The organism is Pantoea sp. KPR_PJ, assembly GCF_041386365.1.
GTDB lineage: Bacteria > Pseudomonadota > Gammaproteobacteria > Enterobacterales > Enterobacteriaceae > Pantoea.
Genome location: NZ_JABMIK010000011.1, coordinates 76324 through 102829 on the forward strand (window position 1 = coordinate 76324; position 26506 = coordinate 102829).

A 26506-nucleotide genomic window follows, 5' to 3' on the forward strand; every position below is an offset into this window, starting at 1 on the left:
TTTTTTTAGCGAGAGAAAAACCCATGAGCCACAGCGATACTATCGTCGCCCAGGCGACGCCTCCCGGACGCGGCGGCGTCGGTATTTTGCGTATCTCCGGCGCGCGCGCCGCTGAGGTGGCGCAGCAGGTGCTCGGCAAGCTGCCGAAGGCACGCTACGCCGACTATCTGCCGTTCAGGGATGCCGATGGCAGCGTACTGGATCAGGGCATTGCGCTGTGGTTTCCCGGCCCAAACTCCTTTACCGGAGAAGATGTGCTGGAGCTACAGGGGCATGGCGGCCCGGTGATCCTCGATCTGTTGCTGAAACGCATCGTGGCGCTGTCCGGCGTGCGCATCGCCCAGCCGGGCGAGTTTTCCGAGCGTGCCTTTCTTAACGATAAGCTCGATCTGGCACAGGCTGAAGCGATTGCCGATCTGATTGATGCCAGCTCTGAACAGGCGGCACGCTCAGCGGTTAATTCGCTTCAGGGCGCGTTTTCACTGCGCGTTAACCAGCTGGTTGAAGCGCTGACCCACCTGCGTATCTATGTTGAAGCCGCTATCGACTTTCCCGATGAGGAGATCGATTTTCTCTCTGACGGCAAAATCGAAGCGCAGCTTGATGAGGTGATCAACGATCTGGACGGCGTGCGCGCCGAAGCGCGTCAGGGCAGCCTGCTGCGTGAAGGCATGAAAGTGGTGATTGCCGGTCGTCCCAACGCCGGAAAATCGAGCCTGCTGAATGCGCTGGCTGGACGCGAAGCGGCGATTGTGACCGATATTGCAGGCACCACGCGTGACGTGCTGCGCGAGCATATCCACATCGACGGTATGCCGCTGCATATCATTGATACCGCCGGGCTGCGCGAGGCCAGTGATGAAGTTGAGCGTATTGGCATTGAGCGTGCCTGGCAGGAGATTGAGCAGGCCGATCGCGTGCTGTTTATGGTTGATGGCACCACCACTGACGCCACCGAAGCCGCACAGATATGGCCCGATTTTGTTTCACGCCTGCCTGCGGCATTACCCATTACGGTAGTGCGCAATAAAGCAGACGTGACCGGCGAAACGCTGGGCCTGACAGAAGTAAACAGCCACTCACTGATTCGCCTGTCAGCGCGCACCGGTGAAGGGGTGGATGTGCTGCGCGATCACCTGAAACAGTCGATGGGCTTCTCCGGCAACATGGAAGGAGGCTTTCTTGCGCGCCGTCGTCATCTTCAGGCGCTGGAGTTAGCGGCGACTCACTTACAGCAGGGCAAAGCGCAGCTGCTGGGTGCCTGGGCGGGTGAACTGCTGGCCGAAGAGCTGCGCCTGGCGCAGCAGGCGCTGAGCGAGATCACCGGCGAGTTTACCTCAGATGATTTGCTGGGGCGGATTTTCTCCAGCTTCTGTATTGGTAAATAAGTACTTACACGCGAACGCTTTTCACTTTCCGCGCCGGACATGCGCGTTTTCTTCCGCACATGTCCGGTGCTGCACATCCCAAAGCACGACTTCACGTGGACTATTCAGCCAGAACCCGGCTGTGTTTCCAGACGCCGCCGCAAGCCCCTGGCCACCGGAGCGGTAGGTCTCCTTTGTCATACACCCTTCGAGTTCAGGTGTTTCGGTGAACCCTCATCGCCAGCAGGCTCAGCAATGCCGCTATCGCGTGACGTCAGGAAGCTGGCTTTAAGCCTCTCCCGTCAATACCACGATGTTGTTTCTCAGCAGCGCATAACGTTACAAATTAGCCCTCTTCTGCTGCGAATATGATGACGCCGGAGCTTTTTAACATAAGGACGCACGCAAAATCCGCGGCGGTGCCGTCAGATTTTTACCACACCAGGAGCACGTGTACAGCGAAGCGGTGCCCGATTATTTGCACCTTTGTCATTTGGCGGCGGTAAGCCATTGGGGTATAACAGGTAAAGCAAAAAACCGCACCGGCTATCCCGGCTGCGCCTTTACTACGGTAAGCCTTAGGCGGCCGCTTCCGCCTGACAAAGGAGAGTAGAATGCATACCCCGCTCGACAAAAACGCACTGGATCAGCTATTTAACGAAGCCCGCACCCACAGCTACTGGCAGGATAAACCGCTGGAAGAGGGTGTGCTGGAGCAGCTCTATGCCCTGACGGCGCTGGGCCCAACGTCAGCCAACTGCTCACCAGGCCGCTTTGTCTTTGTTACCTCGCAGGAAGGCAAGGAGAAGCTAAAGCCCGCGCTCTCCTCTGGCAACCTCGAAAAGACCATGACCGCACCGGTTACCGTGATCGTTGCCCATGACATGACCTTTTATGAGCAGCTGCCGCAGCTCTTTCCTCACGCCGACGCGCGTAGCTGGTTTACCGGTAGCCCGGAGCTGGCCAAAGAGACTGCATTCCGCAACAGCAGCCTGGAGGCGGGGTATTTGATTATGGCCGCGCGCGCGCTGGGTCTGGACGCCGGTCCGATGTCAGGTTTCGATCCGTCAAAAATCAACGAGGCCTTTTTTGCTGGCAGCAGCTGGCAGGTAAACATGCTGATCAACCTCGGCTACGGCAATCACGAAAAACTGCATCCGCGCCTGCCGCGCCTGCGTTTTGAACAGGCCTGTAAATTCGCCTGATGACAAAAAGCCGCTGTATCCTCATGCAGCGGCCCCTCCGCTTTCAGCTCTTTATCAGCCAATTCTGAATATTGCATTATTCTGTTTCATGCCGGATGCAATATGCTCAGAAAATTCTTACAATGCGCTTCTGATGATTAAGTGACCATTTTCACGGAGCGACAGATGGCGGGTCATTTTGTACGTTGGATGGGCGATCCTGGCATTGTTGCCGACGCCATGCGCATGCCACAGGATGTGCTCGATCAGGCGCGGCAGCTTCCTGATAAACGACGCGGACGCTTCCTGATTGCCCGCCTGATGCTGGCTCAGCTAATGCTGCGCGTCTACGGCATTCATACCCTTCCTGCCCTGATTACCCACAGTAATGGCCGTCCTGCCTTTGCCGATCGCGATCTGCCTGACTTTAGCATTGCGTATGCCGGAAATATCGTTGGCGTATTGCTGGCCGAGGAAGGGGGGCGTGCCGGGCTGGATATGGAGATTGTCCGCGCCCACAGCCGACAGACTCAGGAACAGTTGATGCAGTCGCTGACCTCAGGCGAACGGGCCTGGATCAACGCGCAGCAGGATTTTATGGAGGCGGTGACGCAAATCTGGACGCTGCGCCAGAGCATTCTCAAGCTGACCGGCGAAGGGAGCGACCCTATGGACTCGCTAAGGCTGCAACCTGCGGCTGGTCGCCTGCGTTCGACAAGCTATCCCGATATCCAGGCAGTGTGTGACGCTGAGCCGACGCTGGTCTGGTCATGCGCCCTGTCGCCCGCTACCCAGCGTCTCCATTTATGGGAAGTAGATGCCTCACATCAGTGGCATGCGCTGCGCGACGTTGAGATGAGCAAGCCGAATATCGGGCCGCGCACGCTGCGGCTGACCAGCTCGCCGCTGGAGCGTAGCACCCATCCTCAGATGTAAAAAAGGCCGCGTAAGCGGCCTTTTTTTAATGTGCGTCGATAAACGCGATTTTCAATACAAACAGCAGCGCTACGACGACCACGCAGGGGCTGATCTCACGCCAGCGTCCGGTACCCAGCTTCATGATGCAGTAAGCAATAAAGCCCAATGCGATCCCTTCGGTAATGGAGAAGCTGAACGGCATCATGGCGGCGGTAACAAAGGCTGGTACCGCTTCAGTCAGATCGTCCCAGCGCACGCGCGACAGGCTGGCCGTCATCAGCACGCCAACGTAAATCAGCGCGCCTGCGGCCGCGTAGCCAGGCACCATCGCCGCCAGCGGCGACAGGAACATCACCAGCAGAAACAGCACGCCGGTGACGACTGCCATCAGGCCGGTCCGCCCGCCAATGGCGACGCCAGACGAGCTTTCGATGTAAGCGGTCACTGACGACGTCCCCGCCAGCGCGCCAGTGACTGAACTTACGCTGTCAACAAACAGCGCCTGCTTCATGCGTGGGAACGTGCCCTTCTCATCAGTCAGACCCGCTTTATCGGTCACGCCGATCAGGGTGCCGGAAGAGTCAAACAGGTTTACCAGCATAAAGGAGAAGATGATACCCGCCATACCAATATTGAACGCGCCTTTGATATCAACCTGCCCGACCACACTGGTAATGGCGGGAGGAGCAGAGAAAAGGCCCACATACTTTACGTCACCCAGCGCCCAGCCGATTGCCGTGGTGATCACCATGGAGATCAGCACCGCTGCATGAATATTGCGTGATGCCAGAATCGCGATAATAAAGAAGCCAAGTGCCCCGAGCAGGACGCTGTGCGAAGTCAGATTCCCCACGGCAGCGATGGTATCGGGATTGGCCACGATAATACCGGCGTTTTTCAACCCCATCATGGCGATAAACAGGCCGATACCCGCCGTAATGCCGACGCGCAGGCTCAGCGGAATATTGGCAATCATCCAGTAGCGCACGCGCAGCAGCGTCAGAATCAACAGGCCCAGTGCTCCCCAGAAGATGGCCCCCATGCCGACCTGCCAGGAGTAGCCCATTGCCCCGACGACCACAAAGGCAAAAAAGGCGTTTAGCCCCATCGCGGGTGCCAGCGCAACCGGCAGGTTAGCAAACAATCCCATCAGGATGCTGCCAAAGGCGGCGATCAGGCAGGTGGTGACAAATACCGCCTGCGTATCCATGCCCGCCACGCCAAGGATCTGCGGGTTAACAAAGACGATGTAAACCATCGTCAGAAAAGTAGTGATACCCGCAATAACTTCGGTACGCACCGTGGTGCCATGTTCCTGCAGCCTGAATATGCGCTGCAAAAAGCCTTGTTTACTCATGCCAACGACCCTGATGAAAAGAAACCGGCGCGTATCCTGACCGCTTTACTGAACCAATACAATGATTTTTCGCAACCGTTTCCGGGATAGCAATCGACGATGATTAGGTTAAAGTGTGGGCTGTCCCGCAATAAAAGGATCCCGAAAAATGTCAGTAGCGTGTGTATTTTTTGACTGCGACGGTACGCTGGTGGACAGCGAACGGCTCTGTACCCAGGCGTATGTAAATACCTTTGTCCACTATGGTATTACCTGCTCGTTGCAGGAGATGTTCGAGAAGTACAAAGGTGTACAGCTTTACGACATTATTCGCGATATGGCGGAGACACATCAGACTACGCTGCCCCAGGAAACATTTGAAACCGACTACCGCGCCGAGGTGGCTCGCCTGTTTGACGCGTCGCTGACGGCGATCCCTGGCGCAAAAGCATTGGTTGAGAAAATCACCGTTCCGATGTGCGTTGTCTCTAACGGCACGGTTAAAAAGATGCAGCATTCGCTGGGCCTGACCGGAATGCTGCCCTGGTTTACCAGCCACCTCTACAGCGGTTACGACATTTCAAGCTGGAAGCCCGCGCCTGAACTGATGTATTACGCCGCCGAACAGATGCAGGTGCCCATTGAGCAGTGCATTCTGGTGGATGACTCTGAAGCGGGTGCCCGTGCCGGCATTGCGGCGGGCATCCCGGTATTTTACTACTGCGCCGATGCGCATAACCCTGCGATCGACCATCCGCTGGTGACGCCCTTTACCAGTATGGGGCAGCTACCGGCGCTGTGGCAGGCGCGCGGCTGGCAGCTGACAGGCCAGGCGTCAGCCAATCGCGCCGAGTGAATCTTCGTTGCCCTGCTTTTTCGGTAGTAAAAAGAGCGTGGCGAAAATATCCAGCAGGTAGATTAGCGCCAGCAGCGTGATCGCCGCCACGAAGGAGATTTTCGCCACCAGCAGGCCAATCACCAGCGGACCAAAACCGCCGACGCCGCGGCCGAGGTTAAACAGGACGTTCTGCGCCGTGGCGCGCGCCTGCGGCGGAAAGGTATCAGAGATCAGCGCGCCGTAGCCGCCAATCATGCCGTTGACAAACATGCCCATCAGCGCACCGGTAAACAGCATCACCGTGGGATCGCGCAGCTGGGCGTAGATCACCACCATCGCTACTGCGCCAAACTGATAAAGCAGAAAAATTTTCCAGCGCGCAAAGCGGTCTGCCAGCACGCCAAACAGCCAGATGCCAAAGGTCATTCCCACGACCGTCACCGCCGTCCACAATCCCGATTTGGTCAGGCTGAAACCAAAGTTAGTGGAGAGATAGCTCGGCATCCAGATCATCAGGCCGTAATAGCCAAAATTCTGCACCGAGGTGAGGATAAAGATACCCAGACTGGCTTTTGCCGTGGCGCGATCCTGCACCAGCATTTTCAGGCGCGCTGGAAAGGAGAGTGACGGCGTCTGCTTCGCCTGACGGGTAAAGGCTTCGGGTTCACCCATGCTACGGCGCAGCACAAAAGAGAACAGCGCAGGCAGCAGGCCGACCAGAAACATGCCGCGCCAGCCAATCACGCCCAGCAGCGCTGGCGTAATAAAGGCCGCCAGCAGTACGCCAAGCTGCCAGCCGATGCCCACCCATGCCGAGGCGCGATTGCGCTTCTCCACGGGCCAGGCTTCGGCAATCAGCGCCATACCGATACCAAATTCACCGCCCAGGCCCATGCCAGCCAGCGTACGGTATGCCAGCAGATCCCAGTAGCCCTGCGCCACCGCACACAGGCCGGTGAAGAGGGAGAACATCAGGATCGTCACGGTAAGGATGCGGATACGCCCGAAGCGATCGCTAAGATGACCAAACAGAATGCCCCCAACCACTGCGCCAGTCAGCGTCCAGGTCACCAGCGAGCCCGCCTGTGATGAGTCCAGCGCCAGCGACACGCTAATGGCTGGCAGCATAAATCCCAGGATCAGCAGATCGAATCCATCCATTGCGTAACCACTGACCGCGGCCAGCATCGCCTTTGCAGGCGTGACGCTCTGCTTACTGCGGGAAAGAGACATGAATCAGCACCTTAATAAGAAAATGTGCGCCGATTATATAAAGGAAACGGTTGCGTATAACAGAAAAAGCGGTAGTCCGTGCGCCAGATGGCGCACGGTGGGAGAGCCTCAGGAAGGTTTACTGGAGCCGTCATCGCCGGACAGCAGCTCATCCAGCCGGTCGCCGCCCACATGACGGAAATCCTGTCCTTTAACGAAATAAAAGATGATTTCACAGATGTTCTGGCAGCGATCGCCGATACGCTCAATGGCGCGGGCGCAGAACAGCGCGGTCAGCACGCTGGGAATTGTGCGCGGATCTTCCATCATATAGGTCATTAGCTGACGCACGATGCCTTCGTACTCTTTATCGACCTTTTTATCTTCACGGTAGATATTAATGGCTTCGTTAAGATCCATACGCGCGAACGCATCCAGCACATCGTGCAGCATCTCTACAGTATGGCGGCCAAGTGACTCCAGGCTCACCAGCAGTGGCATATGCTGCTGGCCAAATTTCTCCAGCGCGGTGCGGCTGATTTTCTCTGCCACATCGCCGATGCGTTCCAGTTCTGAGATGGTTTTGATGATCGCCATGACCAGACGCAGGTCGCTGGCGGTCGGCTGACGCTTGGCGATGATGCGCACGCAGGCTTCATCTATTTCCACTTCCATCATGTTGACCTTCTGGTCGCCGTCGATAACGCGCTGCGCCAGTTCGCCGTCAAGGTTGTGCATCGCGGTAATGGCGTCGGTAAGCTGCTGTTCAACCATGCCGCCCATGATCATTACCTGGGTGCGAATATGTTCCAGCTCCGCATTGAACTGACCGGAGATATGTTTGTTCAGGTTTAAGTTATCCATGGTTATCTCCTGATAAATCAGCCGTAGCGGCCCGTAATATAGTCTTCTGTCTGCTTCTGTGCAGGCTTGGTGAAGAGTCTGTCCGTATCGCTGAACTCAATCAGCTCGCCCATATACATAAAGGCGGTATGGTCAGAGCAGCGCGCCGCCTGCTGCATATTGTGGGTGACGATCACCACGGTATAGTCCTGCTTCAGCTCGGTGATCAGCTCTTCGATGCGGCCAGTGGAAATGGGGTCGAGCGCGGAACAAGGCTCGTCCAGCAGCAGAACTTCCGGGCGGATCGCGATGCCGCGCGCAATGCACAGGCGCTGCTGCTGGCCGCCGGACAGACTGTACCCGCTCTGATGCAGCTTGTCTTTGGTTTCATTCCACAGCGCGGCTTTGCTCAGCGCCCACTGTACGCGCTCGTCCATGTCGGCACGTGACAGCTTTTCGAACAGACGCACGCCAAAGGCAATATTGTCATAAATCGACATTGGAAACGGCGTCGGCTTCTGGAAGACCATGCCGACGCGCGCGCGCAGCAGGGCGATATCCTGATGTGACGCCAGGATGTTTTCGCCGTCCAGCAAGATGTCCCCTTCGGCTCGCTGCTCAGGATAGAGCGAATACATCTTATTAAAGGTACGCAGCAGCGTGGATTTGCCACAGCCTGACGGCCCGATGAAGGCGGTGACCTGATTTTTCGCAATATCCAGGCTGATATTCTTCAGCGCGTGGAACTTGCCGTAATAAAAGTTCAGGTTACGCACCTGGATTTTACCGCTGTTTGAAGTCGCAATACTCATTGCTTGTCTCTCATAAACAACGCCGCACAGGGCAGCGCCGAAGGTTATCCGTGTTTGCTTTTGGTGAAGATGACGCGCGCCAGAATGTTCAGCAGCAGCACACAAAGCGTGATAATCAGCACGCCCGCCCAGGCCAGGCTTTGCCACTCGGCAAAGGGGCTCATGGCGAACTTAAAGATGGTGACCGGCAGGTTCGCCAGCGGCTGCATCATGTCGGTAGACCAGAACTGATTCGACAGCGCGGTAAACAGCAGCGGCGCGGTTTCACCTGCGATGCGGGCGATCGCCAGCAATACGCCAGTGAGGATGCCCGATACCGACGCTTTCAGCGTGATCGCGGAGATCATTTTCCACTTCGGCGTGCCCAGTGCGTAAGCCGCTTCACGCATACTGTCTGGTACCAGGCGCAGCATGTTTTCAGTGGTGCGGATAACAATAGGGATTTGCAGCAGCGCCAGCGCGATGACGCCCGCCCAGCCGGAAAAGTGCTGCATCTGCGCCACCACAATGGTGTAGACAAACAGCCCAACCACAATCGACGGTGCCGAGAGCAGAATGTCATTAATGAAGCGAATCACTTCGGCCAGCGCTGATTTACGGCCATATTCCGCCAGGTAGACGCCAGCCAGAATACCCAGCGGCGTACCGACAACCGTGGACCAGAAGATCAGCAACCCGCTACCCGCCAGGGCGTTAGCCAGTCCGCCGCCAGCCGTATTAGGCGGAGGGGTCGATTCGGTAAACAGCGACCAGCTCAGCCCGTCAATGCCGCGCGTAACGGTGGTAAAGAGGATCCACACCAGCCAGAACAGGCCAAAGGCCATTGTCAGCAGCGACAGCGTCAGGGCAATTTTGTTTTTGGTGCTGCGCCAGGACTGCATTTTACGGCGTGACGCATCCAGTTCGGCGCGTGCCTGTAATTCAATGGTCGTCATGAGCGCGCTCCTTCATTTTTGGACAGGCGCAGGATCATCAGCCTGGAGATCGCCAGCACGATAAAGGTGATGACAAACAGGATCAGCCCCAGCTCCATCAGCGCGGCAACGTGGACGCCCGACTCGGCTTCAGCAAACTCATTCGCCAGTGCAGAGGTAATGCTGTTGCCCGGCATAAACAGCGAGGCGCTGTCGAGCTGGTAGGTGTTGCCGATAATAAAGGTCACCGCCATGGTTTCGCCCAGCGCACGTCCCAGGCCCAGCATCACGCCGCCAATCACGCCGTTTTTGGTAAACGGCAGCACGATGCGCCAGATCACTTCCCATGTGGTGCAGCCAATACCGTAGGCCGACTCTTTCATCATGACTGGCGTCTGCTCGAACACGTCACGCATCACCGACGCAATGTAGGGGATGATCATAATTGCCAGGATCACACCTGCCGCGAGGATACCGATACCAAACGCAGGACCAGAGAAGAGTGCCCCGACAAACGGGATAGCTGACATCACGTTCCCCACCGGCGTCTGAAAATATTCAGCAAACAGCGGTGCGAAGATAAACAGGCCCCACATGCCGTACACGATGCTGGGGATCGCCGCCAGTAGCTCAATCGCGGTGCCGAGCGGACGACGCAGCCAGCCCGGGGCCAGCTCGGTCAGAAACAGCGCGATGCCGAAGCTCACCGGCACAGCAATGATTAACGCAATCAGTGAGGTCACGAGCGTGCCGTAAATCGGCACCAGCGCACCAAACTCTTCATTTGGCGCATCCCAGGTTTTCGACCACAGGAAGGAGAAACCAAATTTCTGGATGCTCGGCCAGGAGGAGAAGATCAGGGAAACGATAATGCCCCCCAACAGCAACAGCACAATCAGCGCTGCCAGCTTAACCAGCGCGCCGAAAATCATGTCACCTTGCTTACCCGGAGCTTTGAATGCCGGCTTCGTTGCAGCCATAGAAGTTTCATTCTCAGAAGGTTGTAGAGCGACCGCCAGTCACCCGTCGATCTGGCCGGACATCTGTCCGGCCCGGTTTTTCGTTACTGGTATAGCGCTTTGCCTGAGCTGTCCTTGATGCTGGCTTTCCACGCCTCGCGGATCTGTGCAGTCACGCTGTCTGGCAGCGTGGCATAATCCAGGCTGGTGGCCGTTTTGCTGCCGTTTTTATAGGCCCAGTCGAAGAACTTCAGCACTTCACTGCCTTTCTCAGCGTTAGCCTGATCCTTGTAAATCAGAATGAAAGTGGTGGAGGTGATTGGCCACGCATCATTGCCTTTCTGGAACGTCAGGTCCTGGGCAAAGGATTTGCTCCAGTCTGCGCCTTTCGCCGCGTTGGAGAAGCTGGTTTCGCTCGGTGCTACCGGCTTACCGTCAGCATCAACCAGTTTGGTATAGGTCAGGTTGTTCTGTTTGGCGTAAGCGTATTCCACGTAACCAATTGAGCCCGGCAGACGCTGAACAAAGGCCGCCACGCCATCGTTGCCTTTACCGCCCAGACCGGTCGGCCAGTTAACCGTATTGCCTTTGCCGATTTTGCTGTTCCACTCTTCGTTCACTTTCGCCAGGTAGCTGGTGAAGACGAATGAAGTGCCGGAGCCGTCAGCGCGACGCACCACGTTGATATTGCTGTCAGGCAGTTTTACGCCAGGGTTCAGCTTAGTGATGGCGGCATCGTTCCACTTTTTGATGTTGCCCAGGTAGATGTCACCCACGGTTTTGCCGTCGAGCGTCAGCTCGCCTGATTTTACGCCCGGAATGTTGACGGCCAGTACGACGCCACCGATCACTGTCGGGAACTGAAACAGACCGTTTTTCTGCAGGTCTTCCTCTTTCATCGGCGCATCTGACGCACCGAAATCCACGGTTTTCGCAATAATCTGCTTCACGCCGCCCGATGAGCCAATGCCCTGGTAGTTGATTTTGCTACCGGTAGCTTGCTGATATTCTGCTGCCCACTTGGCATAAACCGGTGCCGGGAAAGTCCCGCCCGCGCCCGTCAAATCGGTCGCTGCAAAGGCAGAAACCGCGCTTACGGCGAGCGTGGCGGTAAGGATTCGGGCTACGGTGCTACGCATCAGTGTCATATTCCCTCCAGGGGAGTTTATTTCAGGCTTGAAGCCGTTGTAGTCGGAGTCAGTGATTGCTGCTGGAGGGAAAATAGGACAGTTTGATGACAGTGAAATGTAGAAAATGTGACAGATTTATGACAAAGCGCAGAGTGAAAAAGTAGCGAAAAGGCATGACGGGCGGGAGAGATAATAAAAAACCCGGCAAATTCACCGGGTCTGTTATTCGTTAACTGTGACGCTATGCTGTTACTCGACCGTTACCGACTTCGCCAGGTTTCGTGGCTGATCAACGTCAGTGCCTTTAATCAGCGCGACATGGTAAGAGAGCAGCTGTAACGGCACGGTATAGAAGATCGGTGCAATGACCTCTTCTACATGCGGCAGAGAAATAATCTTCATGCCGTCGCTGTCGCTGAAGCCCGCATCCTGATCGGCAAATACATACAGCAAGCCGCCGCGCGCACGTACCTCTTCAATATTTGATTTCAGCTTCTCCAGCAGCTCGTTGTTCGGTGCCACAACGATAACCGGCATATCAGCGTCAATCAGCGCCAGCGGGCCATGCTTCAGCTCGCCAGCAGCATAGGCTTCGGCGTGAATGTAGGAGATCTCTTTCAGCTTCAGAGCCCCTTCCAGGGCGATCGGGTATTGGTCGCCGCGTCCGAGGAACAGCGCGTGGTGCTTATCGGAGAAATCCTCCGCCAGCAGCTCAATGCGTTTGTCCTGTGCCAGCATCTGCTCGATGCGGCTCGGCAGCGCCTGTAGGCCATGCACAATCTCGTGCTCAATGTCGGCTGACATTCCCCGCAGTCGACCCAGCTTCGCCACCAGCATCAGCAGCACGGTCAGCTGTGTGGTAAACGCTTTGGTGGACGCGACGCCGATTTCAGTCCCGGCTTTGGTCATCAGCGCCAGATCTGACTCGCGCACCAGTGAAGAACCGGCCACGTTACAGATCGCCAGTGAACCGAGGTAACCCAGCTCTTTGGTCAGGCGCAGCGCCGCCAGCGTATCAGCGGTTTCGCCAGATTGCGACAGCGTGATCAGCAGGCTGTTTTTGCGCACCGCCGATTTGCGATAGCGGAATTCAGAGGCGATTTCGACATCGCAGGGGATGTTTGCCAGTGATTCGAACCAGTAACGGGCAACCATGCCTGAGTTATAGGAGGTGCCACAGGCAATAATCTGGATATGTTCGACCTGGCTCAGCAGCGTTTCGGCACCCGGACCCAGTTCGCTGAGATCGACTTCACCATGGCTGAAACGACCGGTCAGGGTGTTTTTGATCGCCATCGGCTGTTCATAGATCTCTTTCTGCATATAGTGGCGGTAAACGCCCTTGTCGCCCGCGTCATACTGCACGCTGGATTCAATCTCAGCGCGCTGCACTTTATTGCCTTCGCGATCGACGATGGTAACGTCACGGCGGCTGACTTCAGCAATATCGCCCTCTTCCAGATAGATAAAGCGACGCGTGACCGGCAGCAGCGCCAGCTGATCGGAAGCAATAAAATTCTCACCGACGCCACGGCCAATCACCAGGGGGCTACCGGAACGTGCGGCCACCAGCAGCGACGGATCGCGGCTGTCCATAATGACCATGCCATAGGCACCGCGCAGCTGAGGAATGACGCGCAGCACGACGTCGCGCAGCGAGCCGCCCTGTTTCTGCTCCCAGTGCACCAGATGTGCGACCACTTCGGTATCGGTCTCAGAGGTAAAGCGATAACCCCGGGCGATCAGCACTTCACGCAGTGGCTCGTGGTTTTCAATGATGCCGTTATGCACCACGATAATCTGCTCTGAGACGTGCGGGTGCGCGTTGGCTTCCGACGGTTCACCGTGCGTTGCCCAGCGCGTGTGCGCAATACCCGTGCCGCCAATCAGCGGCTGCTGCTCAGCGGCCTCCGCCAGCATCTGTACTTTGCCAACGCGACGCAGACGCGTCACGTGGCCCTGACGATCGACCACGGCCAGACCGGCCGAATCGTATCCGCGATACTCAAGACGACGCAGACCTTCCAGCAGAATCTCTGCGATATCGCGTTGTGCTACTGCACCTACAATTCCACACATAAATGTTATTCCTGACCTGATGGCTTTCGGCCATCTTGCGTTGCCATACAACCTGATAACCGGCTTTGCCGGGCTCCCCGAGCCTTGTAGAGAGTGGGGATTATTATTGTGTTACTGCAACGGCCAGCACCTGGCTGGCCGTAAAATTACGCTTTTTTTACCGGACGCTGCCAGTCTGCTTTGCTGTTCTGATCTTTGCGGTTATAAACCAGCGCCGCCTCAGTCACATCTTTCATCACCGTGGTGCCCGCTGCAATTGTTGCGCCTGCTGCCACGCTGACCGGCGCCACCAGCTGGGTATCGGAGCCGACAAAGACATTATCGCCGATAAGGGTTTTTGATTTGTTCGCGCCGTCGTAGTTGCAGGTAATGGTACCCGCGCCGATGTTGACGTTCGCACCAATCTCCGCGTCGCCAAGATAACTCAGATGCCCGGCCTTAGAGCCTTTGCCCAGCGTCGCCTTTTTCATCTCAACAAAGTTGCCAACGTGAGCGGCCTGCGCCAGCTCGCTGCCGGGACGCAGACGCGCGAAGGGGCCAACGGTACAGTCAGCGGCAAGATTTGCCTGCTCGATCACCGAATAGGGGCTAATTTCACAGTCATCGCCAATGATGCTGTTCTTAATGATGCAGCCTGCGCCAATTTTAACGCGGTTGCCCAGCGTGACGTTGCCTTCAATAATCACATTGGTATCGATTTCAACATCACGGCCGTGGCTGAGCGTCCCGCGCAGATCGAAGCGCGCCGGATCGCGCAGCATAACACCTGCCAGCAGCAGGTTTTCGGCCTGTTCGCGCTGATAGACGCGTTCCAGCGTCGCCAGCTGAAGACGATTATTAACGCCGTCGGTTTCGCTGGCGCGCGCCGGATGCACCGCGTTAATCTGTCGCCCTTCCTGGTGCGCCAGCGCAATGATATCGGTGATGTAGTATTCGCCCTGGGCGTTGTTATTGGTTAGCTGCGCCAGCCAGCGCTTCAGGTCGCCGCCGTTGGCGATCAGAATGCCGGTATTAATTTCCGCTATTTTCAGCTGTTCAGGGCTGGCGTCTTTCTGCTCAACAATGCCAGTAATGGTGTCATTCTCACGCACGATGCGCCCGTAGCCCGTGGGATCGTCCAGCACTACCGTCAACAGGCCAATGCCGCCCTGTGGTCTGGCTTCGCGCAGGCGCTGTAGCGTTTGCTGGGAGATAAGCGGCACATCGCCGTAGAGCATCAGGATCTCTTCATCGTCAGCGAACGCGGGAGCAGCCTGCTGCATTGCGTGACCGGTTCCCAACTGTTCCGCCTGCAATACCCAGTTAAGCGACGGTTCGGTCAACGTGGCCTTCAGCTGGTCACCACCGTGGCCATACACCAGATGAATATGCTGCGCACCGAGGCCGGTTGCGGCGTCGATTACGTGCTGGACCATGGGTTTACCTGCAAGCGTGTGCAGAACTTTGGGCAGATCGGAGTACATGCGGGTTCCCTTGCCGGCAGCAAGGATCACCACGCTCATTGCGCTGTTAGTCATAACCATCCTGACACTGTTTTTGACATGCGAAAGTTAAACGGTTTACCCCTGAGATTACTACATTTTTCTCAGGTCGAAATTAGGCGCGCTCTGGTATCCATGCGCAGATAAAAAAAATGCCAGCCCTGTGGGCTGGCATTTCGTGACGCATAAAGCCTGATTACATCGCTTTTTTGGTCAGCTCGATCACGCGCAGTTTAGCAATGGCTTTCGCCAGCTCTGCAGAGGCCTGAGCGTAGTCCACGTCGCCGTGGCTGCTGTTCATATGCTCTTCTGCTTTGCGTTTTGCTTCCAGAGCCAGCGCTTCGTCAAGGTCGGTACCGCGGATGGCGGTATCGGCCAGAACGGTGGTGCTGCCCGGCTGCACTTCCAGCACGCCGCCAGAGAGGTAAATATACTCCTCTTCGCCGTGCTGTTTCACGATACGGATCATTCCAGGCTTAATGGCAGTCAGCAGCGGGGCGTGACCCGGGAAAATACCCAGTTCACCTTCGCTACCTGACACCTGAATTTTCTGCACCAGACCAGAGAACAGCTGTTTCTCTGCGCTGACGACGTCCAGGTGATAAGTCATAGCCATATCTGTTCTCCCGGGAAACCGTTATTACAGTTTCTTCGCTTTTTCCACGGCTTCTTCGATCGGGCCGACCATGTAGAAAGCCTGCTCTGGCAGATGGTCGAACTCGCCGTCCATAATACCTTTAAAGCCACGGATGGTGTCTTTCAGCGTAACGTATTTGCCTGGCGCACCAGTGAAGACTTCTGCAACGAAGAACGGCTGAGACAGGAAGCGCTGAATCTTACGTGCGCGAGCCACCAGCAGTTTGTCGTCTTCAGACAGCTCGTCCATACCCAGGATGGCGATGATGTCTTTCAGTTCCTGGTAACGCTGCAGCAGAGACTGCACGCCACGCGCAACGTCATAGTGCTCCTGGCCAACAATCAGCGGATCCAGCTGACGGCTGGTTGAGTCCAGCGGGTCAACGGCCGGGTAGATACCCAGAGAAGCGATCTGACGGCTCAGGGTAACGGTTGAGTCCAGGTGGGCGAAGGTGGTCGCCGGAGACGGGTCAGTCAAGTCATCCGCAGGAACGTAAACGGCCTGTACAGAGGTGATTGAACCTGTCTTGGTGGAGGTAATACGCTCCTGCAATACACCCATCTCTTCAGCCAGCGTCGGCTGATAACCTACCGCAGACGGCATACGGCCCAGCAGTGCGGAAACTTCCGTACCGGCCAGGGTATAGCGATAGATGTTATCGATGAACAGCAGAACGTCACGGCCTTCATCACGGAATTTTTCCGCCATGGTCAGACCGGTCAGAGCGACGCGCAGACGGTTACCCGGCGGCTCGTTCATCTGGCCGTACACCAGCGCAACTTTGTCGATTACGTTAGAGTCGGTCATTTCGTGGTAGAAGTCGTTACCCTCACGAGTACGCTCACCCACGCCAGCAAATACCGAATAACCTGAGTGCTCAGCCGCGATGTTACGGATCAGCTCCATCATGTTTACGGTTTTACCTACACCCGCGCCGCCGAACAGGCCGACTTTACCGCCTTTCGCAAACGGACACATCAGGTCGATAACCTTGATGCCGGTTTCCAGCAGTTCCTGCGAGTTGGACTGGTCTTCATAAGAAGGCGCCGCGCGGTGAATAGAGGAGATCTCTACTGCACTGCCGTCTTCTTCTTTGATGTCGCCTTTCATGTCGATCGGCTCGCCCAGCACGTTCATAATACGGCCGAGGGTGGCTTTACCCACCGGAACCTGGATCGGTTTTTTCAGGTCAGCAACTTCCAGACCGCGCTTCAGGCCGTCAGAAGAACCCATGGCGATGGTACGAACCACGCCACCGCCCAGCTGCTGCTGAACTTCCAGCACCAGACGAGCATCACCATTCTTAACCTCAAGGGCGTTGTACACTTGCGGTACCGCGTCCTGAGGGAATTCGACGTCAACTACGGCGCCGATAATCTGGACAATCTTTCCAGCTGCCATCTTGAATCCTCTACCTAATTCTTACCTGGTTAAACCGCGGAGGCTCCCGAGACGATCTCGGTGAGTTCCTGGGTGATGCTGGCCTGACGAGCTTTGTTGTACACCAACTGCAGCTCTTTGATCAGGTTTCCGCCGTTATCGGTTGCGGCTTTCATCGCGACCATACGTGCGGCCTGCTCACTGGCCAGGTTTTCCACCACACCCTGATAAACCTGCGATTCGACATAACGACGCAGCAGGGTATCCAGCAGCGCTTTCGGATCGGGTTCGTACAGGTAATCCCAGGTCTTCGCCTTCATCTCTTCTTCACCTTCCGCTGGCGGTAACGGCAGCAGTTGGGTAATGGTCGGAGTCTGAGACATGGTGTTGTTAAACTTGTTGCTGACGACATACAGCTTGTCGATACGACCTTCATCGTATGCCTGCAACATCACTTTTACCGGGCCAATCAGATCGGACAGGGTCGGTTTGTCGCCCATGCCAGTGACCTGCGCCACGACGTTGCCACCTACAGAGCTGAAGAACGCCAGACCTTTGGAGCCGATAATCGACAGATCGCTCTGTACGCCTTTATCAGACCAGGCTTTCATATCTGCCAGCAACTTTTTGAACAGGTTAATGTTCAAACCACCACAAAGCCCGCGGTCAGTCGAAACGACCAGGTAGCCGACGCGCTTAACGTCACGCTCTTCCAGGTAAGGGTGCTTGTATTCCAGATTACCCAGCGCAAGGTGACCAATCACTTTGCGCATGGTGTCTGCATACGGACGGCTGGCCGCCATGCGTTCCTGCGTTTTACGCATTTTGGAGGCGGCGACCATTTCCATCGCTTTGGTGATCTTCTGCGTGTTTTTCACGCTTCCGATCTTGTTACGTATCTCTTTTGCGCCGGCCATTAGCTTCTCCTCAAAGCCTTGCGGCCTGTCCTTTCAGACAAGCCGCCAGACATTACCAGGACTGGGTTGCTTTAAACGTATCGAGCAGCGCTTTCAGCTTCGCTTCGATGTCGTTGTTGTAGTTACCAGTTTGGTTGATTTCCTGCATCAGGTCAGCGTGTTCGCGGTCCGCGAACGCCAGCAGTGCAGCTTCGAAGCTAAGGATTTTCGCCAGATCAACGTCGTTCAGATAGCCGCGCTCAGCCGCAAACAGCACCAGACCCTGCTGCGCGACAGACATCGGCGCATACTGTTTCTGCTTCAGCAGCTCGGTGACTTTCTGACCGTGGCTCAGCTGTTTACGGGTTGCATCGTCCAGATCAGACGCGAACTGTGAGAACGCAGCTAGTTCACGATACTGTGCCAGAGCGGTACGGATACCACCGGACAGTTTCTTGATGATCTTGGTCTGCGCTGCACCACCAACACGCGATACGGAGATACCCGGGTTAACGGCCGGACGAATACCGGAGTTAAACAGGTTCGATTCCAGGAAGATCTGACCATCGGTAATCGAGATTACGTTGGTCGGAACGAACGCAGAAACGTCACCCGCCTGGGTTTCGATGATCGGCAGCGCGGTCAGTGAACCGGTTTTACCTTTAACTTCGCCTTTGGTGAAACGCTCAACGTATTCAGCGCTTACGCGTGATGCACGCTCCAGCAGACGAGAGTGGAGATAGAACACGTCGCCCGGGAATGCTTCACGGCCCGGCGGACGGCGCAGCAGCAGAGAAATCTGACGGTATGCAACAGCCTGCTTAGACAGATCATCGTATACAATCAGTGCATCTTCACCACGGTCACGGAAGTATTCACCCATGGCACAGCCGGAGTAGGGCGCCAGGTACTGCAGTGCAGCAGATTCAGACGCAGACGCGACGACCACGATGGTGTTCGACAGTGCGCCGTGCTCTTCCAGCTTACGTACCACGTTAGCAATGGTAGAGGCTTTCTGGCCAATAGCGACGTAAACGCATTTGATGCCGGAGTCACGCTGGTTGATGATGGCATCAATTGCCATCGCCGTTTTACCTGTCTGGCGGTCACCGATGAGCAGCTCACGCTGGCCACGACCGATTGGAATCATCGCATCGACAGATTTATAACCGGTCTGAACCGGCTCGTCGACTGACTGGCGATCGATAACGCCCGGTGCGATCACTTCAACCGGCGAGAAGCCGTCGTTGTCGATCGCGCCTTTGCCGTCGATAGGTTCACCCAGGGTGTTCACCACGCGGCCCAGCAGGCCACGACCAACCGGCACTTCCAGGATACGACCAGTACACTTAACCTTCATGCCTTCGGCGAGGTCAGCATACGGACCCATGACCACTGCGCCAACAGAGTCGCGCTCGAGGTTCAGGGCGATAGCGTAACGGTTACCCGGCAGGGCAATCATTTCACCCTGCATTACATCGGCCAGGCCGTGTACGCGGATGATACCGTCACTTACAGAGACGATAGTACCTTCGTTGTGAGCTTCGCTCACGACATTGAACTGAGCAATGCGCTGCTTGATCAGTTCGCTGATTTCGGTGGAATTCAGTTGCATATGCTCCAGTCCCCTTAAGACTGCAAGGCGTCTGCCAGACGCTCAAGACGGCCGCGCACGCTGCCATCAATCACCAGATCACCCGCACGGATGATCACGCCTGCCATGACAGACTTATCAATTTTGCAATTCAGCTTAACTTTGCGTGACAGACGTTTTTCCATTGCGGCGCTGATGTTGGTCAGCTGGCCGTCACTCAGTGTACTGGCAGAAATTACCTCCACTTCCGCAGTCGCCTCATGGGCGTCGCGCAAGTGAATAAACTGCTCCAGTACAGCCGGAAGCGCTGTCAAACGTCCGTTCTCAGCCATCACCTTAATCAGGTTCTGACCGTGTTCATCTAATTGATCGCCGCAGACGGCAATGAAAGAAGCCGATAACGCTTCCGGCGCCAGTGCGCCAGAAAGTAGATCGGCCATTTGCTCATTGCGTGCTACGGTCGCAGCGAACGCCAGCATCTGCTGCCAACGTTCAATACTTTGATGTTCAACAGCAAAGTCAAAAGCTGCTTTGGCGTAGGGGCGAGCTACAGTAATCAGTTCAGACATCAGCCCCTCCCTCCTTACAGTTCAGCGACCAGTTTATCAACGATGTCGCTGTTAGCAGCTTCATCCACGGAACGTTCGATGATCTTCTCGGCACCGGCCATTGCCAGCAACGCGACTTGCTTACGCAGCTCTTCGCGAGCACGTTTACGCTCGGCGTCAATCTCTGCCTGCGCCTGTGTCACGATGCGGTTACGTTCGGTCTCGGCTTCAGTTTTCGCTTCGTCCAGAATCTGAGAACGGCGTTTGTTCGCCTGCTCGATAATGACCTGGGCTTCTTCTTTAGCTTTCTTCAGCTGGTCGGTCGCATTAGCCTGCGCGAGATCCAAATCTTTCTTCGCGCGTTCAGCAGAAGCAAGGCCTTCAGCAATTTCTTTCTGGCGCTTTTCGATGGCAGCCATAATCGGCGGCCATACGTACTTCATGCAGAACGCGACAAACAGGATGAACGCGATGGCCTGGCCGAGGATTGTTGCATTAATGTTCACAGCACAATGCCTCTAATTAAGTTGTTAACTTATCTGCCGTTATCAGAGTGATAAGCGGCAGAACCGTTCATCCTTACACGTCGTGTGCGGGATGAACAAAGAGCGACAGGCTTTAGGCGACAGCAAACATCACGTAGAGACCCAGACCAACAGCGATCATCGGGATTGCATCCACCAGACCCATTACAACAAAGAACTGCGTACGCAGCAGAGGAATCAGATCCGGCTGGCGCGCGGCGCCTTCCAGGAATTTACCTCCGAGGATGCCGATACCGATCGCAGCACCGATTGCCGCCAGGCCCATCATCACAGCGGCAGCCATGTACAGCAGATCCATATTCAGGTTTTCCATGACAGTCTCCAGTTTGTTTCAGTTAAACGCTTAGTGTTGAGAAAAAAATCAATGTTCTTCAGATGCCATCGACAGATAGACAATCGTGAGGACCATGAAAATGAAAGCCTGCAACGAGATGATCAGGATGTGGAAAATGGCCCACGGCACATTCAGCACCCACTGCGACCACCACGGCAACAGACCGGCAATAAGGATAAAGATCAGCTCACCCGCATACATGTTACCGAACAGTCGCAGACCGAGTGAAACCGGTTTGGACAGCAGGCTAACACCTTCAAGAATCAGGTTGATGGGGATGAAGATCGGGTGATTAAAAGGTTGCAGCGTCAGCTCTTTTGCGAAGCCGCCTACACCTTTCATTTTGATGCTGTAGAACAGAATCAAAATAAAGACGCCCAACGCCATAGACAGCGTGATGTTCACGTCTGCGGACGGCACGACGCGCAGCGCCGGCAGGCCTAACCACTGCTCGCCGATATAAGGCAGCAGGTCGATAGGCAGCAGATCCATGAAGTTCATCAGGAAGACCCAGACAAAAATCGTCAGAGCCAGCGGGGCGATAAGTTTGCTTTTACCGTGGTACATGTCGCGCACGTTGCTGTCAACGAAGCCGACAACCAGTTCGATAGCCGCCTGCATTTTCCCTGGCACACCGCTGGTGACGCTTTTCGCCACTTTGCGGAACAACACCAGGAAGATCACTCCCAGCACCAGAGAGAAAAACATGGAATCGATATTTAATACCCAAAACGTCGCGGGAGCGTCGTGAGCATTCACTAACTCGAAGGTACGCAGGTCCAACTGAAGATGCGTCAGGTGGTGACCGATGTACTCTTGCGGAGTTTGAGTTTCTCCTGCAGCCATGATGCTTTTTACCCTTTGTTGTTAATTACCGCCGGTGCCAACATCTGAACCACCAGCACCGATAACCAGGTTACCCCGAGCGGCCAGAAGACCACTCTGAAAACACCTAACGCCACAATGAGCAACACGATGGTTGCGATGACTTTGCCAATTTCGCCAAGAGCGAAACTCCACGCAACCCGTCCGGAAGCCGGGGATTGCCCTTGCAGGCGCCAGGCTAAAAACATAAACAATACGTTTGGCAGCCAGGCTGCCGCTCCGCCAGCAAGAGCAGAGACGCCCAGGGTGACATCTTTCAGAGCAAATAAGGCACCGATGATGACAACGGTCACCAGCTGGATAGCCAGCACGGTTCGGGCGAATTTTACACTGTAAAGAGACACTGACATGGCGCTGTTACTCTCCTGCCCCATTAGGGGTATGTCGCGTGTCGTATAAGACTGCCTTTGCTCGTTTGAGTCAAGCAGCAAAAGCCGTGCAAATTATACGGGCCGCACCTGCGATTTCAATCCGTAAGTAGCCAAAAGGTGAACAATTATTTAAATTTCTTTCCAAAAGGCTATTTTTCCAAAGATGACCAGGTGGAATTATTGGCCTGTCAGCGTGAAATTCCGCACCGACCTTACCTTTAAAGCGTGCTTTAGATCACATTCTAAACAGCATTTCACCACTCAAATATCATGACAGGCGCTAGCAATCGCTATTAGATCTCTGGTTAAATCTGAAAAATCATAAGGTTAAAATTAACTTTCCCTTTTGCCGCGTCCGTTTTCGATAAAAACAGCAGATTGACATCTCAGAGTGAGGCAACAACGTTAAAGTGATATTACGCACGCAGAGTTATTATCCCGATATATTTTCCAGCGTGATTATCTGGCCTGTCGTTGATGTGCCAGAAAGTGATCTTGGTGATAAACAAATGTGAATTAAACGTTAAATGTAACAGCGTTTTTCAGATAATTTCCGCCGCCTTTGTTAACGTAATTCAGTGGCCGTCACGTTAATAAAGACGACCTGATGAGTTAATCAACCGGCTATTTTTTATTCAGCCTTCTGGCTTGATCACACCTGAGTAATCCATGCTGTTTTTACGGGTTTAACCTTTCTGCCGGCCGATCACCACCAGATGGCGTTCACCCTCAAGCTCCGGTACGTTAAGCGCCTCTACCCTTATCAGGTGAAAACCTGCAGGCAGGCTAGCTATTTCGTCATCAGGACGCACACCCTTCAGCGCGTAAAAGGCACCCTGTTCAGAAGGCAGATGATGGCACCAGTTCACCATATCCTCCAGCGAAGCAAATGCGCGGCTAATGACGCCGTCGAAGGGAGGCTCAGCAGGAAACACCTCTACCCTGCTCTGCACCGGCGTAATGTTGGTTAACCCCAGCTCGTGCTGCACCTGACGCAAAAATCGTACGCGCTTGCCCAGGCTATCGAGCAGCGTAAAGTGCGCCTGCGGCATCACAATCGCCAGCGGTATTCCCGGCAGACCCGGCCCGGTACCAACATCGATAAAGCGCTCTCCCTTGAGGTGCGGCGCCACTACAATACTGTCGAGAATATGACGCACCAGCATCTGCTGGGGATCGCGCACCGACGTCAGATTGTAGGCTTTGTTCCATTTGTCCAGCAGGCCCACATAGGCAACCAGCTGCTCTTTTTGTTGATCGGAGAGGGAAATACCGGCTGCCTTAAGCAGCGAAGTGAGTTTTGTGATCACAGCATACGTCCAGTCAGGTGGGGCGAGTAAACTCGCCCCGTTTTAAGGTCAGGCGCTTTTGCGCAGCAGTCCTTGCTTTTTCAGGTAAATCAGCAAAATGGAAATCGCTGCCGGCGTAATACCGGAAATGCGAGAGGCCTGGCCAATTGAAGAGGGTTTGTGATCGTTAAGTTTAGCGATCACTTCATTCGACAGGCCGCTGACCTGGCGATAATCCAGGTCGGCTGGCAGCAGCGTGTTTTCGTTACGCTGCTGGCGATCGATCTCTTCCTGCTGGCGCGCGATATAACCTTCGTATTTCACCTGAATCTCTACCTGCTCGGCGGCCTGGGCGTCGGCAAGTGCCGGACCAAAGCTCGGCAGCGTGGTGAGCTGAGCGTAAGTGAGTTCCGGGCGGCGCAGCAGGTCTTCACCGCTTGCCTCTTTGGTGAGTGGCGCGTTGAGCAGCGTATTCACCTCAGCGACGTTATCTGACTTCGGATGGATCCAGAGATCGCGCAGACGCTGACGCTCCTGCTCGATCGCTTCCAGCTTCTGGTTGAAACGCGCCCAGCGGACATCATCGACCAGGCCCAGTTCGCGACCCGTTTCGGTCAGACGTAAATCGGCATTGTCTTCACGCAGCATCAGACGATATTCAGCGCGTGAGGTAAACATGCGGTAAGGCTCTTTGGTGCCCAGCGTGCAGAGATCGTCGACCAGAACGCCGAGGTAAGCCTGATCGCGACGCGGTGCCCAGCCTTCTTTATCGGCGGACTGACGTGCGGCGTTAAGCCCCGCCAGCAGACCCTGCGCGGCGGCTTCCTCATAACCTGTCGTGCCGTTGATCTGACCGGCAAAGAAAAGGCCGTGGATATATTTGCTTTCCAGCGTGGGCTTCAGATCGCGTGGATCGAAGAAGTCATACTCGATCGCATAACCCGGGCGAACGATTTTGGCGTTCTCCATGCCTTTCATCGAGCGCACGATCTGCATCTGCACATCGAACGGCAGGCTGGTGGAGATACCGTTCGGATAGATTTCGTTGCTGGTCAGCCCTTCCGGTTCAAGGAAAATCTGGTGCGCATTGCGATCGGCAAAGCGCATCACTTTATCTTCAATTGAGGGGCAGTAGCGCGGGCCAATGCCTTCAATGATGCCGGCATACATCGGGCTGCGATCGAGGTTGTTTCGGATCACCTCATGGGTCTGCTCGTTGGTATGGGTAATCCAGCAGGGAACCTGCTGTGGATGCTGCGAAGCATCGCCCATGAAAGAGAAGACCGGCATCGGGTTATCGCCATGCTGGGGTGTGAGCACCGAAAAATCGATAGTACGCGCATCGATACGTGGCGGCGTACCAGTTTTCAGACGGCTGACGCGCAGCGGCAGCGCACGCAGACGTTTTGCCAGTGGCACAGAAGGCGGATCGCCTGCACGACCACCGCTGTAGTTATCCAGGCCGATATGAATTTTGCCGTCCAGGAACGTCCCGACGGTAAGCACCACGCTTTTGGCGCGGAACTTCAGGCCCATCTGGGTGACGGCACCGACAACACGATCGTTTTCAACAATAAGATCGTCTACCGCCTGCTGGAAGATCATCAGGTTGGGCTGGTTTTCCAGCGCTGTGCGCACCGCCTGACGATAGAGCACGCGATCCGCCTGCGCACGCGTCGCGCGCACCGCCGGACCTTTACTGCTGTTTAGTATCCTAAACTGAATACCGGCTTTGTCGATAGCGCTGGCCATCAGGCCACCTAAGGCATCCACTTCCTTAACCAGATGTCCTTTTCCAATGCCACCGATCGCCGGGTTGCAGGACATTTGTCCAAGCGTATCAATGTTATGGGTCAGTAACAGAGTTTGCTGACCCATTCGGGCAGCGGCCATAGCGGCTTCTGTGCCCGCATGACCACCACCAATTACGATGACGTCAAAAGGATCTGGATAAAACATGAAGTGGTACCTCGTTGATGAACTGGCAGGGATCGTTGCCCTGGGCGGTGGATTCTACTGAAATTCCGCCAAGGGTGAAAGCAGCGGGATCCGTGGGTTTAAAAGAAAGGATCTTTATTCTGTATATGATCTTCTTGTTAGATCTCTTTATTAGGATCGCCGTCTTCTGTGGATAACCGGGAAAAGTGGCCGGTTATCAGCGCGATAAAGAGGATCCTTTGCTGTGAACGATCGGTGATCCTGATCCGTATAAGCTGAGATCAAAATAGCGAGTTATTCACAGCTCAGAAAAGCAACAGCGGTTGTTCTTTGGATAACTACCGGTTTTACGCAGCATTTGGGTATAGTTATCCACAAAAAAAGCGACTGCGATCGTAAAAAAACAGACGTTTTAACTGGGGATCGAGCCAAATACCCGATCCCCTGTGGCAAAGGATCCGCTTAAAGATGGGCGGTCCAGCCGCTTAGCCAGGCCTCGGCCGGATCTTCGGGGATCTCATGCTCAAGCACGTCGATTTCCAGCCGATCGCCAATGCGCTGTGCGCCACGTGCGATCAACAGCGCGTCCAGAGAGCGAATTGCACCGCAAAACAGATCGTATTCATGATTACCAAGGCCGATCGCGCCAAAACGTACCCCTGAGAGATCGGGCTGAGTTTCCGTAATCGCGTCATATAAAGGCTGCAAATTGTCAGGCAGTTCGCCTGCACCGTGCGTCGAGCTTACCACCAGCCAGATACCCTGCTGTGGCAACGCATCCAGCGCTGGCCCGTGAAGCAGTTCGGTAGAAAAGCCCGCTTCCTGTAACTTCTCTTCCAGATGTTCGGCCACATATTCGGCGCTGCCCAGCGTGCTACCACTGATTAAGGTAATGTCGGCCATGATGCTCTCCCGGAATAAAGGCGAGCATTGTACGCTGTGATCAAGCCGTGATCCACCTGTGGAAAACAGGGTTAATAAAAATAGAAAGGTGAACGCACCCGTTGCAACGGGCG

Annotated in this window: 25 protein-coding genes; 4 read left to right on the forward strand and 21 right to left on the reverse strand. The window is 55.3% G+C overall.

Annotation, left to right across the window (positions count from 1 at the left end):
* The first annotated feature begins 23 nt into the window (after positions 1-23).
* The 3 genes from mnmE to HP564_RS18740 all read left to right on the forward strand — a co-directional run bounded on the left by mnmE (position 24) and on the right by HP564_RS18740 (position 3487).
* Positions 24-1388 carry a tRNA uridine-5-carboxymethylaminomethyl(34) synthesis GTPase MnmE gene (mnmE, locus tag HP564_RS18730; protein ID WP_371245340.1) on the forward strand — a complete coding sequence of 455 codons (1365 nt, stop codon included), beginning with the start codon at positions 24-26 and terminating at the stop codon, positions 1386-1388.
* Positions 1389-1981: 593 nt separating this feature from the next.
* The gene (locus HP564_RS18735) at positions 1982-2572 is read left to right on the forward strand and encodes a malonic semialdehyde reductase (RefSeq protein ID WP_371245341.1); all 591 of its coding nucleotides are present in this window, start codon (positions 1982-1984) and stop codon (positions 2570-2572) included.
* Positions 2573-2737: 165 nt separating this feature from the next.
* Positions 2738-3487 carry a 4'-phosphopantetheinyl transferase superfamily protein gene (locus HP564_RS18740; protein ID WP_371245342.1) on the forward strand — a complete coding sequence of 250 codons (750 nt, stop codon included), beginning with the start codon at positions 2738-2740 and terminating at the stop codon, positions 3485-3487.
* 25 nt (positions 3488-3512) lie between these two features.
* Here the strand turns inward: HP564_RS18740 and HP564_RS18745 are convergent, their stop codons facing one another.
* Positions 3513-4826: an NCS2 family permease gene (locus tag HP564_RS18745; protein WP_371245343.1), complete on the reverse strand. Its 1314-nt coding sequence runs from the start codon at positions 4824-4826 to the stop codon at positions 3513-3515.
* Between the two features lie 148 nt (positions 4827-4974).
* Between HP564_RS18745 and yieH the strand changes: the two genes are divergently transcribed.
* Positions 4975-5661 carry a 6-phosphogluconate phosphatase gene (gene yieH / locus HP564_RS18750; protein WP_371245344.1) on the forward strand — a complete coding sequence of 229 codons (687 nt, stop codon included), beginning with the start codon at positions 4975-4977 and terminating at the stop codon, positions 5659-5661.
* Here the strand turns inward: yieH and HP564_RS18755 are convergent.
* The 20 genes from HP564_RS18755 to mioC form a co-directional block, all read right to left on the reverse strand.
* Positions 5641-6876: an MFS transporter gene (locus tag HP564_RS18755; protein WP_371245345.1), complete on the reverse strand. Its 1236-nt coding sequence runs from the start codon at positions 6874-6876 to the stop codon at positions 5641-5643. The two genes, yieH and HP564_RS18755, sit on opposite strands and share 21 nt — an antisense overlap.
* Positions 6877-6984: 108 nt before the next feature.
* A complete protein-coding gene (phoU, locus tag HP564_RS18760) occupies positions 6985-7719 on the reverse strand; it encodes a phosphate signaling complex protein PhoU (RefSeq protein WP_371245346.1) in 735 nt (244 codons plus the stop codon).
* 17 nt (positions 7720-7736) lie between these two features.
* Positions 7737-8510: a phosphate ABC transporter ATP-binding protein PstB gene (pstB, locus tag HP564_RS18765; RefSeq protein WP_371245347.1), complete on the reverse strand. Its 774-nt coding sequence runs from the start codon at positions 8508-8510 to the stop codon at positions 7737-7739.
* 44 nt (positions 8511-8554) lie between these two features.
* Complete coding sequence (gene pstA, locus HP564_RS18770; protein WP_371245348.1) at positions 8555-9445, reverse strand: phosphate ABC transporter permease PstA; 891 nt, start codon at positions 9443-9445, stop codon at positions 8555-8557.
* Entirely contained in the window at positions 9442-10404 is a 963-nt protein-coding gene (gene pstC, locus HP564_RS18775) for a phosphate ABC transporter permease PstC (protein ID WP_371245349.1), read from the reverse strand. The genes pstA and pstC overlap by 4 nt, the downstream gene beginning before the upstream one ends.
* 83 nt (positions 10405-10487) lie before the next feature.
* Entirely contained in the window at positions 10488-11531 is a 1044-nt protein-coding gene (gene pstS / locus HP564_RS18780) for a phosphate ABC transporter substrate-binding protein PstS (RefSeq protein WP_371245350.1), read from the reverse strand.
* Between the two features lie 231 nt (positions 11532-11762).
* Positions 11763-13592, reverse strand: a complete 1830-nt coding sequence (gene glmS / locus HP564_RS18785) for a glutamine--fructose-6-phosphate transaminase (isomerizing) (RefSeq protein ID WP_371245351.1) — start codon at positions 13590-13592, stop codon at positions 11763-11765.
* Positions 13593-13738: 146 nt separating this feature from the next.
* Positions 13739-15109, reverse strand: coding sequence for a bifunctional UDP-N-acetylglucosamine diphosphorylase/glucosamine-1-phosphate N-acetyltransferase GlmU (gene glmU / locus HP564_RS18790; RefSeq protein ID WP_371245352.1), 1371 nt, complete (start codon positions 15107-15109; stop codon positions 13739-13741).
* Between the two features lie 160 nt (positions 15110-15269).
* The gene (locus HP564_RS18795; RefSeq protein WP_371245353.1) at positions 15270-15689 is read right to left on the reverse strand and encodes a F0F1 ATP synthase subunit epsilon; all 420 of its coding nucleotides are present in this window, start codon (positions 15687-15689) and stop codon (positions 15270-15272) included.
* 24 nt (positions 15690-15713) lie between these two features.
* Positions 15714-17111: a F0F1 ATP synthase subunit beta gene (atpD, locus tag HP564_RS18800; protein ID WP_371245354.1), complete on the reverse strand. Its 1398-nt coding sequence runs from the start codon at positions 17109-17111 to the stop codon at positions 15714-15716.
* A gap of 29 nt (positions 17112-17140) precedes the next feature.
* The gene (gene atpG / locus HP564_RS18805) at positions 17141-18007 is read right to left on the reverse strand and encodes a F0F1 ATP synthase subunit gamma (RefSeq protein WP_371245355.1); all 867 of its coding nucleotides are present in this window, start codon (positions 18005-18007) and stop codon (positions 17141-17143) included.
* A gap of 52 nt (positions 18008-18059) precedes the next feature.
* Positions 18060-19601, reverse strand: a complete 1542-nt coding sequence (gene atpA / locus HP564_RS18810; RefSeq protein ID WP_371245356.1) for a F0F1 ATP synthase subunit alpha — start codon at positions 19599-19601, stop codon at positions 18060-18062.
* Positions 19602-19615: 14 nt separating this feature from the next.
* The gene (atpH, locus tag HP564_RS18815; RefSeq protein WP_371245357.1) at positions 19616-20149 is read right to left on the reverse strand and encodes a F0F1 ATP synthase subunit delta; all 534 of its coding nucleotides are present in this window, start codon (positions 20147-20149) and stop codon (positions 19616-19618) included.
* Between the two features lie 14 nt (positions 20150-20163).
* Entirely contained in the window at positions 20164-20634 is a 471-nt protein-coding gene (gene atpF, locus HP564_RS18820) for a F0F1 ATP synthase subunit B (RefSeq protein ID WP_371245358.1), read from the reverse strand.
* Between the two features lie 112 nt (positions 20635-20746).
* Positions 20747-20986 carry a F0F1 ATP synthase subunit C gene (atpE, locus tag HP564_RS18825; RefSeq protein ID WP_003849523.1) on the reverse strand — a complete coding sequence of 80 codons (240 nt, stop codon included), beginning with the start codon at positions 20984-20986 and terminating at the stop codon, positions 20747-20749.
* A 48-nt stretch (positions 20987-21034) separates the two neighbouring features.
* On the reverse strand, positions 21035-21853 hold the full coding sequence (gene atpB / locus HP564_RS18830) for a F0F1 ATP synthase subunit A (protein ID WP_371245359.1): 819 nt from the start codon (positions 21851-21853) through the stop codon (positions 21035-21037).
* 8 nt (positions 21854-21861) lie between these two features.
* Entirely contained in the window at positions 21862-22242 is a 381-nt protein-coding gene (gene atpI / locus HP564_RS18835; protein ID WP_371245360.1) for a F0F1 ATP synthase subunit I, read from the reverse strand.
* 707 nt (positions 22243-22949) lie between these two features.
* The gene (gene rsmG / locus HP564_RS18840) at positions 22950-23573 is read right to left on the reverse strand and encodes a 16S rRNA (guanine(527)-N(7))-methyltransferase RsmG (RefSeq protein WP_371245361.1); all 624 of its coding nucleotides are present in this window, start codon (positions 23571-23573) and stop codon (positions 22950-22952) included.
* Between the two features lie 48 nt (positions 23574-23621).
* The gene (gene mnmG / locus HP564_RS18845; RefSeq protein WP_371245362.1) at positions 23622-25511 is read right to left on the reverse strand and encodes a tRNA uridine-5-carboxymethylaminomethyl(34) synthesis enzyme MnmG; all 1890 of its coding nucleotides are present in this window, start codon (positions 25509-25511) and stop codon (positions 23622-23624) included.
* Positions 25512-25952: 441 nt separating this feature from the next.
* Positions 25953-26393 (reverse strand): FMN-binding protein MioC, encoded by a 441-nt coding sequence (gene mioC / locus HP564_RS18850; protein ID WP_371245363.1) that lies wholly within the window; start codon positions 26391-26393, stop codon positions 25953-25955.
* Positions 26394-26506: the final 113 nt, after the last annotated feature.